This window comes from Agromyces sp. Marseille-Q5079 (assembly GCF_051016555.1).
Classification (GTDB): domain Bacteria; phylum Actinomycetota; class Actinomycetes; order Actinomycetales; family Microbacteriaceae; genus Agromyces.
Map to the genome: position 1 here is coordinate 95981 of NZ_JBPEJF010000007.1, position 13004 is coordinate 108984.

Annotated in this window: 11 protein-coding genes; 2 read left to right on the forward strand and 9 right to left on the reverse strand. The window is 71.5% G+C overall.

Going from position 1 to position 13004, the window contains the following annotated elements; all coding sequences use genetic code 11:
• Positions 1 to 84: 84 nt before the first annotated feature.
• Complete coding sequence (locus ACR3IO_RS15430; protein ID WP_434072107.1) at positions 85 to 1623, reverse strand: MmgE/PrpD family protein; 1539 nt, start codon at positions 1621 to 1623, stop codon at positions 85 to 87.
• An 80-nt stretch (positions 1624 to 1703) separates the two neighbouring features.
• Positions 1704 to 2750 (reverse strand): enoyl-CoA hydratase/isomerase family protein, encoded by a 1047-nt coding sequence (locus tag ACR3IO_RS15435; protein ID WP_434072108.1) that lies wholly within the window; start codon positions 2748 to 2750, stop codon positions 1704 to 1706.
• Positions 2751 to 2804: 54 nt separating this feature from the next.
• On the opposite strand from ACR3IO_RS15435, the gene ACR3IO_RS15440 reads away from it, so the two are divergent.
• Complete coding sequence (locus ACR3IO_RS15440) at positions 2805 to 3443, forward strand: LysE family translocator (protein WP_434072109.1); 639 nt, start codon at positions 2805 to 2807, stop codon at positions 3441 to 3443.
• Positions 3444 to 3558: 115 nt separating this feature from the next.
• On the opposite strand, the gene ACR3IO_RS15445 is transcribed toward ACR3IO_RS15440, so the two are convergent.
• The 7 genes from ACR3IO_RS15445 to ACR3IO_RS15475 form a co-directional block, all read right to left on the reverse strand.
• Complete coding sequence (locus ACR3IO_RS15445; protein WP_434072110.1) at positions 3559 to 5112, reverse strand: sodium:solute symporter; 1554 nt, start codon at positions 5110 to 5112, stop codon at positions 3559 to 3561.
• A 32-nt stretch (positions 5113 to 5144) separates the two neighbouring features.
• A complete protein-coding gene (locus ACR3IO_RS15450) occupies positions 5145 to 6782 on the reverse strand; it encodes a thiamine pyrophosphate-binding protein (RefSeq protein WP_434072111.1) in 1638 nt (545 codons plus the stop codon).
• A complete protein-coding gene (gene speB, locus ACR3IO_RS15455) occupies positions 6775 to 7734 on the reverse strand; it encodes an agmatinase (RefSeq protein ID WP_434072112.1) in 960 nt (319 codons plus the stop codon). The genes ACR3IO_RS15450 and speB overlap by 8 nt, the downstream gene beginning before the upstream one ends.
• Positions 7735 to 7897: 163 nt before the next feature.
• The gene (locus ACR3IO_RS15460; protein ID WP_434072113.1) at positions 7898 to 8476 is read right to left on the reverse strand and encodes a helix-turn-helix domain-containing protein; all 579 of its coding nucleotides are present in this window, start codon (positions 8474 to 8476) and stop codon (positions 7898 to 7900) included.
• Between the two features lie 5 nt (positions 8477 to 8481).
• Positions 8482 to 10302: a glycoside hydrolase family 15 protein gene (locus ACR3IO_RS15465; protein WP_434072114.1), complete on the reverse strand. Its 1821-nt coding sequence runs from the start codon at positions 10300 to 10302 to the stop codon at positions 8482 to 8484.
• A 50-nt stretch (positions 10303 to 10352) separates the two neighbouring features.
• Positions 10353 to 11108 carry a TetR/AcrR family transcriptional regulator gene (locus tag ACR3IO_RS15470; protein WP_434072115.1) on the reverse strand — a complete coding sequence of 252 codons (756 nt, stop codon included), beginning with the start codon at positions 11106 to 11108 and terminating at the stop codon, positions 10353 to 10355.
• Between the two features lie 76 nt (positions 11109 to 11184).
• Positions 11185 to 11943 carry an SDR family NAD(P)-dependent oxidoreductase gene (locus ACR3IO_RS15475; RefSeq protein WP_434072116.1) on the reverse strand — a complete coding sequence of 253 codons (759 nt, stop codon included), beginning with the start codon at positions 11941 to 11943 and terminating at the stop codon, positions 11185 to 11187.
• Positions 11944 to 12099: 156 nt separating this feature from the next.
• On the opposite strand from ACR3IO_RS15475, the gene ACR3IO_RS15480 reads away from it, so the two are divergent.
• A complete protein-coding gene (locus ACR3IO_RS15480) occupies positions 12100 to 13002 on the forward strand; it encodes a rhodanese-related sulfurtransferase (RefSeq protein ID WP_434072117.1) in 903 nt (300 codons plus the stop codon).
• The last annotated feature ends 2 nt before the right edge of the window (positions 13003 to 13004 follow it).

Below are 13004 nucleotides of genomic sequence, written 5' to 3' on the forward strand. Positions count from 1 at the left end.
TGCGACCACGGTATCGACCTTCACGTCGATGCGACGTGAATTCTGAGCTTCCGTCAGGTTTCGGGCGGATGTCCCGCCATCGGGCTAGAACAGCCCCGTGGGGATCTCCGCGCCGACGAGCGAGCCGGGCGCCGCCGTGATGGTGAGGCCGCCGAGTTCGTCGGGGCCGAGCTCGGGCAGTCGCTGGGCGAGGTCGAGGTAGCGCTCGATCTCGGCCTCCTCGAGCACCCACTCGGCGAGCGTGCGGAACTTCGCCACGTAGTGCTCGCGCTCGAACGGGCGGGCACCGAGCGGGTGCGCGTCGGCCACGGCGATCTCGTCGACGATCTCGCCGCCGTCGGCGAGCTTGATGACCACGCGGCCGCCGAACGCCTTCTCGGCGATGTCGTTCGAGTGGTACCTGCGGGTCCACTCCTCGTCTTCGACGGTCGAGACCTTCTTCCAGAGCTCGACGGTGTCGGCGCGGTGCGCGCGCTCGGGCGTGTACGACTCGGCGTGATCGAACGTGCCGTCCTGCAGGGCGACCGTGAAGATGTACGGGATCGAGTGGTCGAGCGTCTCGCGCGAGGCGTCGGGGTCGTACTTCTGCGGGTCGTTCGCCCCGGAGCCGATGACATAGTGCGTGTGGTGCGAGGTGTGCAGCGTGATCGACTCGATGCGCGAGGGCTCGTCGAGGATCAGCGGGTACTCCTCGTGGAGCTTGCGGGCCAGGTCGATCCAGGCCTGCGCCTGGTACTCGGCCGAGTGCTCCTTCGTGTACGAGTCGAGGATGGCGCGCTTGGACTCTCCGGCGTCGGGCAGCGGCACGTCGTAGGAGGCATCCGGCCCGTCGAGGAGCCACGCGATGACGCCGTCTTCACCCTCGTAGATGGGCACGGGGCTGGTCTGCCCGCGCATCGCGCGGTCGACCGCCTCGACGGCCATCTTGCCGGCGAACGCCGGGGCGTGCGCCTTCCACGTCGAGATCTCGCCCTTGCGCGACTGGCGCGTCGCCGTGGTCGTGTGCAGCGCCTGGCCGATGGCCTGGAAGATCGTCTCCTGGTCGAGGCCGAGGAGCGTGCCGATGCCCGCGGCCGCCGACGGCCCGAGGTGGGCGACGTGGTCGATCTTGTGCGCGTGCAGCGAGATGGCCTTGGCGAGGTCGATCTGGATCTCGTACCCCGTGGCGATGCCCCGCAGGACGTCGCGACCCGTGAGTCCGCGCGTCGCGGCGAGGTGCTGCGCCACGGCCGTGATGGGCGGGATGTTGTCGCCCGGGTGCGAGTACTCCGCGGCGAGGAAGGTGTCGTGGAAGTCGAGCTCGCGCACGGCGACGCCGTTGGCCCACGCTGCCCACTCGGGGCTCGTGCGGCGCGCGGCATCGGCACCGAAGACGGTGGCGCCGTCGCCGCCGATCGAGACCGGGTGGGCGAGGGCCTGGCTGCGCGCGGACACGACCGGCCCGCGCGCGAGGGATGCCGCGGCGACGGCCGCGTTGTCGATGACCCGGTTGACGACCATGTCGACCACGTCGTCGTCGAGTTCGACCGGATCGGTGGCGATCGCCGCGAGCTGCCAGGCGAGCTGGCCCTCACGCGCGAGGTTCTCGTCGCTCCGGTGCGTGCGCAGGTGGTGGGTCTTCATCCTGCAACGCTATCGAATGCGGCTGACGGATGCCGGGGCATTCCGATACCCGTCGCGCCCGCGACCGCTGCCGAGTCCGGCTACGCGAAGACCGGGTCGGGGCCAGGCCCGTCGAGCACGCGCGCCGCGAGACCCGGCTCGACGTCGGCCAGCACCGCCGGATCCCACTTCGGATCGCGGTCCTTGTCGATGACCTGCGCCCGGATGCCCTCGTGCAGGTCGGGCTGCTCGACGAACCACGAGACGAGCCGGAACTCCTGTTCGAGCGCGTCCTCGAGGCGCGGCAGCGTGCGCGCCCGACGCACGGCGTCGAGCGTCACGGAGACCGCCGTGGGCGAGAGCTCCTCGAGTTCGTCCGCGGCGGCCGCGGCATCGGGCTCGGGCCGCTCCCGCAGGCGCGCGATGATCTCGGCCGCGGTCGGCGCCGAGTAGCAGGCGTCGACCCACTCGCGCCTCGCGGCGAGCGCCGAGGCTCCCGGCGTCTCGTCGAAGAGCATGACGATCTCGGCCGGGCTGCCGGGGTCGGCCCGCTCGGCGAGCGCCTGCAGCAGGTGCGGGAGGTTCTCGGAGGGCACGAGCGCGTCGGCGAATCCGGCGTGGATCGCGTCGGCGGCATCCATCGTGCGGGAGTTCAGCGCGAGGTGCACGCCGAGCTCGCCGGGCGCGTTCGCGAGCAGCCACGAACCGCCGACATCCGGCGTGAAGCCGATGCGCGTCTCGGGCATCGCGATGCGCGAGCGCTCGGTGACGACGCGGATCGAGGCATGGCCGGCGAGGCCGATGCCGCCGCCCATCGTGATGCCGTCCATGATCGCCACGACCGGCTTGGGATACCGGGCGATCGCCGCGTTCAGCCGGTACTCGGTGCGGAAGAACGTGCGCGCGTCGGCGGCCCGCCCGCTCGTCGCGAACTCGTAGAGCTCGCGGATGTCGCCGCCGGCGCAGAGGCCGCGGTCGCCCGCGCCGTCGAGCACGACGAGTGCGACCTCGGAGTCGTCGCGCCACGCGTCGAACACCTCGGTGAGCGCGAGGATCATCTCGTAGCTCAGCGCGTTGAGCGCCTTCGGACGGTTGAGCGTGACGTGGCCGACACCGTCGGCGACGCTCGCGGAGATGTGGTCGCTCACCGTGCCACCGTACCCGCCCGACCGCCGATCACGACGACGGGGTAGCATCCGGGGATGGTCCCCATCGAGTCGCTCTGGGCGTTCGTCGTCACGTCGATCGTGCTGATCGTGATCCCCGGCCCGAGCGTACTCTTCGTGATCGGCCGTTCACTCGCGCTCGGCCGCATCGGCGGCCTGCTCAGCGTGCTCGGCAACGCCATCGGGATGATCCCGCTCGTGATCGCCGTGGCGCTCGGCGTCGGCGCGATCGTCGCCCAGTCGGTCGTGGTCTTCACGATCGTGAAGTTCGCCGGCGCCGGCTACCTCGTCTACCTCGGCATCCAGGCGATCCGACACCGAGCGGATGCCGCGAGCGCGGCGACCGACGGCGCGACTCCCCGCTCGCACTGGCGCCAGCTCGGCGAGGGCTTCATCGTCGGCATCTCCAACCCCAAGACGATCGCGTTCTTCGTGGCCGTGCTGCCGCAGTTCGTGTCGTTCCCCGCGGGGTCGATCCCACTCCAGTTGTTCGAGCTCGGCGTCGTGTTCATCGTGCTCGCGCTGGCGTTCGACTCGGTGTGGGCGATCGCGGCGAGCGCGGCCCGCGACTGGTTCGCCCGCTCCCCGAAACGCATCGAGCACCTCTCCGCCGGCGGCGGCGTGATGCTCATCGGCCTCGGCGGCGTGCTCGCGCTCAGCGGCAACAAGCACTGACCGTCGGGACCACTCGGCCGGCGCACGGGAGTGGGCCGCGAGGGCGCCGTACCGAGCCCGCCCCCACGGGATCTCGATACGGCCGCCTCGCGGCCCACTCGGGTGCTCGGTGCCGCTACTCCGCGGTCGGGTTCGTCGCGCTCGGCGTCCCGGCCCGAGCGGGAACCTCCCCCGGGGCCGGCGTCGCGGCGGGCTCCACGGCAGCAGCGGTCCCCGCATCCTCGACCTCGTCCCGGCCGGCGAGGCGGTCGGTCCAGATCTTCAGCACCGAGGCCGGCGTGCGGGGCGTGACCAGGCTGACGACGACGTAGACGAGGAGGCTCGCAGCGAGGCCGAAGTAGATCGGCTCGTTCGCGAGCACGTTGCCCATGACCGCCATGGTGCCGAGCGTCACGACCGTGCCCACGCCCATCGACCAGAGTGCTCCGGCTCCCGTGGCGCGCTTCCACACGAATCCACCGAGGATGGCGACGAGCAGGCCGCCGACCAGGATGTCGTAGGCGACCGTCAGCGCGGCGACCACGTCGTTGAGCAACGCGGCGACGATGATCACGGCGATGCCGAGCACCACGACGTAGAGCCGGTTCGAGCGCACATCGTGCTCGGGGTTCGAGTGCGCCGCGGCATCCGCTTCACTGCGGCCGAAGAGGCGCTTCACGAGCGGCATGACGTCGGCGCGGGCGACGGTGGCGGTCGCGATGAGCGCACCCGACGCGGTCGACATCATCGCCGCGACGGCCGCAGCGAGCACGATGCCGCTGAGGCCCACTGGGAGGATCTGCTGCGTGATCGCGGCGTACACGTCGTCGCTGGCCTCGATGCCGGGCAGGAACGCCGCGGCCGACATGCCGATCAGGGCGCCGGCGACGCCGTAGAGCAGGCAGTACGCCGCGGCCGCCGTGCCGCCCCACTTCGCGACCTTCGGCGAGCGCGCGGTGAACACGCGCTGCCAGATGTCCTGGCCGATGAGCATGCCGAACGTGTAGATGACGAAGAACGTGATGATCGTGTCGACGCCGATCGCGCCGAGGTCGAAGGCCGCGCTGCCCAGGCGGTCGACGATGCCCTCGTATCCACCGGCGTTGGCCCAGGCGAACGGCAGCAGCAGGAAGAAGACGCCGATCGTCTTGAGCACGAACTGCACCATGTCGGTGAGCGTGATCGACCACATGCCGCCGATCGAGGAGTACAGCATGACGATGCCGCCGCCGATGATGACCGAGATCGTGCGGTCGGTGCCGAAGAGCACGTTGAAGATCGTCGCGTAGGCGATCGTCGAGGTCACCGAGAGCATGAGCGTGTACGCCATCATGACGATGCCCGAGGCGCTCGTCGCGTTCACGCCGTACCGGAGCTTCAGCATCTGGGCCACCGTGTAGACCTTGAGCTTCTGGATGCGCGAGGCGAACAGGATGCTGAGCAGGAACAGGCCGACGGCGATCGAGACGACCAGCCACATGCCCGAGATGCCGTACTTGTAGCCGAGGCCGACTCCGCCGACCGTGGAGGCGCCGCCGAGCACGACCGCGGCCATGGTGCCCGTGTAGAGCGCCGGGCCGAGGCGGCGGCCGGCGACCAGGAAGTCGGCCGAGTTCTTGGTGCGGCTCTTGCCCCACCAGCCGAACAGCAGCATCGCTGCGAGGTAGATGATGATGATCGCGATATCCATCGTTGGATCCTTTGCGTCAGGGAAGGGTCGGGTTACAGCAGGTGCGTCGGCGCGAACATGCGCAGCACGGCGGGCACGACCACGACGGCGGGGCCGGGCTCGGTGAAGGTGCGGGCGATGGTCGCACCCACGTCTTCGAGGGTCGACTCGTGGGCCGTCACGCCGAATGAGCGCGCCAGGGCCCCGAAGTCTGGACGGGCGAGCTCGGTGGCGGTGGCCTGTCCGAACGCGTCCGTCATGTACTCGCGGAGGATGCCGTATCCCCCGTCGTCGATGATGAGCCAGGTCACGTCGGCCTCGTGCTGGCGGGCGGTGGCGAGCTCGGCGATGGAGTACATCGCCCCGCCGTCGCCCGAGACCGCGAGCGTGCGACGGCCGGAGCCGATCGCCGCCGCGAGCGCCGCCGGGAACGCGAAGCCGAGGCCGCCCGATCCCTGCGCGGAGTGGAACTCGCCGTCCTTCGGGTCCCACGCCGACCACGCCCAGTAGCCGGCGATCGTCATGTCCCAGAAGGTGTGCGCGTCGGCCGGCACCGCCGCCCGCACGTCGGCCATGAGCGAGAGCTCGGGGCCGAGGTCCTGCGCGGCGAGACGTGCCTCGACGTCGGCCCGGAGTCGCGCGGCGATGTCGGCGCCGCGCGCCGGGGCATCCGCCGGCCGTGCAGGAAGCCGGTCGGCGATGGCCGAGAGCGCGAGCGCGGCGTCGGCGTGGATGCCGAGTCCCGGGAAGTTCGAGCCGAGCACCCGCGGTTCCGCGTCGACCTGGACGAGCCTGCCGCGCGGCGCGAGCGTGAAGTAGTTGCTCGTGACCTCGCCGATCGCGGTGCCGACGGCGAGGAGCACGTCGGCCTCCTCGAGGAGCTCCGTCGTGTGCCGATCCTCGATCCAGGATGCGGCGGAGAGCGGGTGATCGAAGGCGATGGCCCCCTTTCCGCCCACGGTCGACACGACCGGGGCATCGAGCGCCTCCGCGAGACGCCGGAGGGCGGCACGTCCTCCCTCGGATCGACGCACACCTCCTCCGGCGAGGATCACCGGCCTGCGCGCCCCGGCGAGGAGCGCCGCCGCCTCGTCGACGAGTTCGGCCCGCGGCATCCGCTCGGCGATCGAGACGACCGCCGAACGCACGGGCGGCACGTCAGTGGCCTCGAGGAGCACGTCTTCGGGGATCTCCACCCACGTCGGCCCGGCCGGTGCAGCCTGCGCGAGCGCCCAGGCATCGGCGAGCGCCGACGGGATCTGCGCCGCCTCGCGGACGACCGCGGTGCTCTTCGTCACGTTCTGCGCACTGCGCTGCTGGTCGTCGAGCTGGTGCAGCAGGCCCTTGCGCGTACCGCCGAGACCGCGACGCGGCACCTGGCTCGTGATGACGAGCAGGGGCACGCCCGTCGCGTACGCCTCCTGCAGCGCGCCGAGCGCGGTGAGCGCCCCCGGCCCGGTGGAGAGGAACAGCACGCCGACCTCGCCGGTCGCGCGCGAGTACCCGTCGGCGCCGAACGCCGAGTTGTTCTCCACGCGCGAGCTGACGAACTCGAGCCCGCTGCGGCGGATCGCGTCGAACAGGCCGAGCGCGTGCTGGCCGGGGATGCCGAAGACGTGGTCGACGCCGAGCGCCTCGAGGGTCTCGACGACGACGTCGCCGCCGTTGCGGACGTGCTCGCGATCAGCCATGAGCGGATGCCTCGTGGCGGAGGGCGAGCAGCGACACGAGGTCGTACCCGAGGTGCGATGCCGCGACCCCGGTGATCTCGGCGTGGTCGTAGGGCGGCGAGACCTCGACGACATCGGCGCCGATGAGGTTCAGGCCGACGAAGCCGCGCAGGATCTCGAGCAGCTCGCGGCTCGTGATGCCCCCGGCCTCGGGGGTTCCGGTGCCGGGCGCGTGCGCCGGGTCCATGACGTCGACGTCGATGGAGATGTAGAGGGGGCGGTCGCCGATGCGGTCGCGGAGCTTCGCGACGACCTCGTCGACGCCCTGCCGGTAGACATCGGCGCTCGTGACGATGCCGAAGCCGAAGCGGCGGTCGTCCTCGAGGTCCTTCTTGCCGTAGAGCGGGCCGCGGGTGCCGACGTGGCTGAGCGCCTCGGTGTCGATGATGCCCTCTTCGAAGGCCCGGCGGAACGGCGTGCCGTGCGTGTACTCGGCGCCGAAGTAGGTGTCCCACGTGTCGAGGTGCGCGTCGAAGTGGAGCAGCGCGACCGGGCCGTGGCGCTCGGCCGCCGCCCGCAGCAGCGGGAGGGCGATCGTGTGGTCGCCGCCGAGGGTGACGAGGCGGGTGCCGTTCTCGGTGAGCTCGAGGGCCGCGGCCTGGATCGAGTCGATCGCCTCGCCGATGTTGAAGGGGTTCACCGCGATGTCACCCGCGTCGGCGACCTGGGCGACCTCGAAGGGCGAGACGTCGAGCGCCGGGTTGTACGGACGCAGGAGGCGCGAGGCCTCGCGGATGTGCGTCGGCCCGAACCGCGCCCCCGAGCGGTACGAGACGCCGCTGTCGAACGGGACGCCCGCGACGACGATGTCGGCGTGCTCGACCTGGTCGAGGCGGGGCAGGCGCGCGAATCCCGCGGGGCCGGCGTAGCGCGGCGTCTTGGAGCTGTCGACGGGACCGATCGGCTGCGTCATCTCGCAACCTCCTCGTTGCTTGTGTTGCTTGCAGGGAATCTTTTGTTTCGCCACAGGCATCTGCGACTGGAGCCAAGATAGCCGCGCCGTGCGGGCGCGTCAAGTGATCCGTGAGCGGATGTCACGGGCGGGCGACATCCGTCACCTCACGGGCGAACCGGCCTCACGCGCTCCAGAGCGCGGGCGCGAGCACCCAGATGACCTCGGCTCCGTGGTCGCCGAGGGCCCGCCAGCTGTGCGGCTCATGGCCGTTGAACGTCAGGCTGTCGCCCGGGCCGAGCTCCCAGTCCTGGTCGGAGAAGCGCACGAGCATCGCGCCCGAGAGCACGTGCAGCACATCGACCTCGGCGGCGACCGCGTACAGCTCGTCGCCGCCGTGCCCACCCGGCTGGATCACCGACCGGATCACCTGCACGCTCGATTCGCCTCGCGCGGAGAGCAGCCGTTCCTCGGTGTCGATGCCGCCGAGATTGATGCGCGGGCCGGTGCCGGCCGGCACGAACTGCACATCGGGCGCCTCGAACAACGACCCGACCGAGATGGACAGCACGTCGCAGAGCGTGATGAGCGACGACACGCTCGGCGAGGTCATGTCGCGCTCGACCCGCGAGAGGAACCCCTTCGTGAGCCCCGTGACCCCGGCGACCTCGTCGATCGTGAGTTGCTGCGCCTGCCTCGCCGCGCGCAGGCGCGAGCCGATCGCGACACGGCGACTGTTGGGCTCGAGCGGCATCGGGCGCATGATGCTCACACGCTACCCGACCGCCGGACGTCGGCCGGCGACCCGGCCTTCGCGAGCGCATCGGCCGCCCGCACGAGCGAGAGGTGCGACAGCGCCTGCGGGGTGTTGCCCATCTGCGTGCGCCCGGCCACGTCGTACTCCTCGCTCAGCAGGCCGACGTCGTTCGCGAACGAGCACAGCCTCGCCATGAGCGCCTCCGCCTCGTCGAGGCGACCCGTCGCCGCGTACTGCTCGACGAGCCAGAACGAGCAGGCGAGGAACGGATGCTCCGCCCCGTCGAGGCCGTCGACCCCGGTCTCGGTGCGGTAGCGCAGCAGGAGCCCGTCGCGCAGGAGGTCCTCCTCGATCGCCGCGACCGTGCCGAGCATGCGCGGATCGTCGGCCGCGACGAACCCGACCTGGGGCAACTGGAGCAGCGCGGCATCCGTCTCGTGGCCGCCGAAGTACTGGGTGAACGTGTTCCGGTCCGCGTCGAAGCCGTGCGCGAGCACCTCGTCGCGGACCTCGTCGCGGATGCCGCGCCACCGCTCGACCGGGCCGTCGAAGCCGTGCCGCTCGACGGCGCGGATGCCGCGGTCGAACGCCGCCCAGATCATGACGCGCGAGTGCGTGAACTCCCGCTCGGGCCCCCGGATCTCCCAGATGCCGTGGTCGGGGCGACGCCGGTTCTCGGCGAGGAAGTCGAGCAGCGAGCGCTGCAGCGGCCAGGAGAACGCCGTCTCGTCGAGTCCGGCCTCGCGCGCATGGTCGAGCGCCACCATGACCTCGCCGAAGATGTCCCACTGGCTCTGCTCGGATGCCGCGTTGCCGACGCGCACCGGCTTGGACCCGCGGTGCCCCGACAGGCCGGGCAGCTCGACCTCGGCGAGCCGTCGACCACCGCCGACGTCGTACATGATCTGGAGGTCGGCCGGGTCGCCCGCGATCGCCCGCAGCAGCCATCGCCGCCAGACCTGGGCCTCCTCCACGTATCCGTGGTCGACGAGCACCTGCACGGTGAGGGCCGCGTCGCGCAGCCACACGAACCGGTAGTCCCAGTTGCGCTCACCGCCGATCACCTCGGGCAGGCTGGTCGTGACCGCGGCGACGATGCCGCCGGTGTCCTCGTGGGTGAGCGCGCGCAGCACGAGCAGCGACCGCTCGACCTCGCGCTCGAACCCGGCCGGCAGCGAGGCCTGCTCGGCCCAGTCCCGCCATCCGGCGATGCTCGCCTCGAGCTCGGCGTCGACGTCGACCGGTGCGGACGGATGCCGCCACGAGCGCGCGTACGCGAGCCGGAGGTCGATCGTCGCCCCCTCGGCGACCGTGAACTCCGCGACGTGCGAGCGGTCGTCGGCGCTGCGGCCCGGGCCGGTCAGGACGACCGAGTCGGGACCGGCCACCGCGAGGAGCCCGTGGCCGTGCCGATCGTCGTGCACGCGGCGGACCCACGGCACGACCGAGCCGTAGTCGAAGCGGAACCGCACGGTCTCGCGGAACGCCATCTCACCGCGGATGCCGCGGACCCGGCGCACGATCGCGGAGCCGTGGTCGCGCAGCGGCATGAACTCGACGACCTCGGCCTCGGCCGTGCCGTCGGCGCTCCGCCAGCGGGTGCGGAGCACGAACGTGCCGCGGTCGTACTCGCGACTGCTCGTCGCTTGCACGTCGGCGGGGCGCAGGCTCCAGTGACCGGCATCCTCACCCCCGATGAGCGCGGCGAAGACCGACGGCGAGTCGAAGCGCGGCAGGCAGAGCCAGTCGATGCCGCCGTCGCGCGAGACGAGCGCCGCCGTGCGGCCGTCGGCGAGCAGCGCGTACTCCTCGATCGCGGGGAACTCGCTCATGCTTGGACGCTACCCCCGTCGACCGTCACGACGCCGGGGGCGCGAGCCGATCAGGTCGGATCGGCGGCGCGGGCCTCGTACTGCGCGATGCCCTCGAGCAGGCGCGCAAGGCCGAAGTCGAAGTTCTCGAAGCGGTCGTCGGTCAGGGCGCCGCTGCCGAGCGTGGCGTGCAACTCGGGGAAGCGCTGCTCGGTGACGAGCCGGTCGAGCAGTCGCGCCTCGGCGAGCACGAACGTCGAGAGCCCGGCTCCGGCCTCGTCGGCGCGCACGGCGTATCCGCGTTCGACCACGCCGCGGAACCTCGCATGGCCGCTGACCTGGAGCACGACGGCGACGCGTTCGGCCCGGGTCAGCGCGGTGTCCGCGAGGGCGGCGAGTCCGGCCTCGAGCCACGCGAGGTTGTTCGGGGTGCTCGTGATGCCCTCGATCGGGATGTCCAGCATCCACGGGTGGCGTCGGTAGACGGCGCCGGATGCCTCGGCGTACGCCTCCAGCCCCGCCCGCCATCCGTTCGCCGCGCCGATCGAGGCGGGCGGGAGGCCCATGCCGCGCTCCTGGAGGAGGAGCACGAGCGTGTCCTTCGAGGCCACGTACCGGTACAGCGACATCGCCGTGAGTCCGAGCGCCGAGGCGACGGCGGGCATGGTCACCGCGTCGAGGCCGTCGGCATCGGCGATCGCCAGGGCCGCGTCGAGCACCTGGTCGAGGCTGAACTCGCGCTTCGGCCCGCGCTGCGGCGACGGCGTCGCCCCCCAGGCCAGTGCGAGCGCCCTCGGCAGGTCGGGTTGCGCCGTGTCGTCGATCACCCTCGCCCCTCTCCGATCCGCTCCCGCCAGCCTAGGGCGCGGGCCGGAGCGGGCGGGTGACGCCGCGTCAGACCGCTCAGGCCGCCGACCAGCCGCCGTCGGAGGCGAGGATGACGCCGTTGATGTTCGCGGCCTCGTCGCTCGCGAGCCAGGCCACGGTGCCGGCGATCTGGTCGGCCGTCGCGGGCGCCGACATCGTCGCCTGGAGGACCGGGCCGGTGCGCGCCGCACCGTACTCGGATCGCCACGAGACATCGAGGCCCGTGACGACGGCACCCGGGGCGACGGCGTTCGTGCGGATGCCCTGCGGGCCGTACATGAAGGCCGTGCTCTTGGTCAGCCCCGCGACGGCGTGCTTGGAAGCCGTGTACGCGGCGCCGCCGACCGATCCGCGGAAGGAGGCCTCGGAGGCGATGTTGACGATCACGCCCGCGCCCCGCGCCCGCATCAGCGGGACGACGGCCCGGGTGGTGCGCAGCACCGCGGTGACGTTGATGTCGAACACCCGCTGCCAGGTCGCGTCGTCGACCTCGTCGGCGGGGAGCACGCCGTCCATGACGCCGGCGACGTTGGCGAGCACGTCGATCCGGCCGCTCGCTGCGTCGACGAGCTCGTGCACGGTGTCCTCGCGGGTGACGTCGCCGACGACGACGCGCAGGTCGTGGCCCGGCAGTTCGGCGGCGAGGTCGCCCAAGCGGTCGGCCGCGATGTCGGAGGCGACCACGGTCGCCCCCTCCCGGGCGAGGATCAGGGTCACGGCTCGGCCGATGCCGGAGCCGGCGCCCGTGATGATGGCGGTGCGGCCGCTGAAGCGACCGGGAATGCGTGCGGTCATCGAGGTTCACCTTCGTCGTGATGCGTGGAGTATTACTCGTACTGTCATAAACAGTATATGAAGCTACGAGTTAAGCAACCCCCGAGTCGCCGCCCTCGCCCAAGCACCACGGCGCCCGCACGGCCTGCTCCCGGCATCCGCTCGTAGAATCTCCGGGTGGCCCTCGCCAAGATCCTCCTCTACTACGCCTTCGCGCCCCTGGCCGACCCCGATGCCGTGCGCCTGTGGCAGCGCGACCTCGCGGAGTCGCTCGGCCTGCGCGGGCGCATCCTGCTGTCGAAGGACGGCATCAACGGCACGCTCGGCGGCGAGATGGGCGCGCTGAAGCGGTACGTGCGCAAGACCCGCGAGTACCCGGCGTTCAAGCACATCGACTTCAAGTGGAGCGAGGGCACCGGACTCGACGAGCAGGGCACGACGCTCGACTTCCCGAAGCTCAGCGTGAAGGTGCGCGACGAGATCGTCTCGTTCGGGGCGCCGGGCGAGCTGCAGGTCGACGACGCGGGTGTCATCGGCGGCGGCACTCGGCTCACGCCCGACGCGCTGCACGAGCTCGTGGCCGAGCGTGGCGACGACGTCGTCTTCTTCGACGGCCGCAACGCGCTCGAGGCCGCGATCGGGCGCTTCGCCGGGGCCGTGGTGCCCGACGTCGAGACGACGCGCGACTTCGTCGAGCTGCTCGACTCCGGCGAGTACGACGAGCTCAAGGGGCGCCCCGTCGTCACGTACTGCACGGGCGGCATCCGCTGCGAGGTGCTCTCGAGCCTCATGACGAGTCGCGGCTTCGGCGAGGTCTACCAACTCGAGGGCGGCATCGTGCGCTACGGCGAGCGCTACGGCGACGACGGACTCTGGAACGGGTCGCTCTACGTGTTCGACGGGCGCGGCTCGATCGACTTCAGCGACCACGCGGCCGTGATCGGCACGTGCACGGTGTGCGGCACGGCGACGAAGCGCACCGTCAACTGCACGGATGCCTCGTGCCGCACGCAGCTCGTCGTCTGCGAGTCGTGCGACACGACGGAGTGCGCCGTGCACGCCGGCACGCCGGCCCGATAACC

Coding starts and splice junctions, on each gene's coding strand:
- ACR3IO_RS15460 (WP_434072113.1), bottom strand. CDS start 8,476: ATGCGCCCGATGCCGCTCGAGCCCAACAGTCGCCGTGTCGCGATCGGC.
- ACR3IO_RS15445 (WP_434072110.1), bottom strand. CDS start 5,112: ATGGATATCGCGATCATCATCATCTACCTCGCAGCGATGCTGCTGTTC.
- speB (WP_434072112.1), bottom strand. CDS start 7,734: ATGACGCAGCCGATCGGTCCCGTCGACAGCTCCAAGACGCCGCGCTAC.
- ACR3IO_RS15450 (WP_434072111.1), bottom strand. CDS start 6,782: ATGGCTGATCGCGAGCACGTCCGCAACGGCGGCGACGTCGTCGTCGAG.
- ACR3IO_RS15475 (WP_434072116.1), bottom strand. CDS start 11,943: ATGACCGCACGCATTCCCGGTCGCTTCAGCGGCCGCACCGCCATCATC.
- ACR3IO_RS15440 (WP_434072109.1), top strand. CDS start 2,805: ATGGTCCCCATCGAGTCGCTCTGGGCGTTCGTCGTCACGTCGATCGTG.
- ACR3IO_RS15430 (WP_434072107.1), bottom strand. CDS start 1,623: ATGAAGACCCACCACCTGCGCACGCACCGGAGCGACGAGAACCTCGCG.
- ACR3IO_RS15465 (WP_434072114.1), bottom strand. CDS start 10,302: ATGAGCGAGTTCCCCGCGATCGAGGAGTACGCGCTGCTCGCCGACGGC.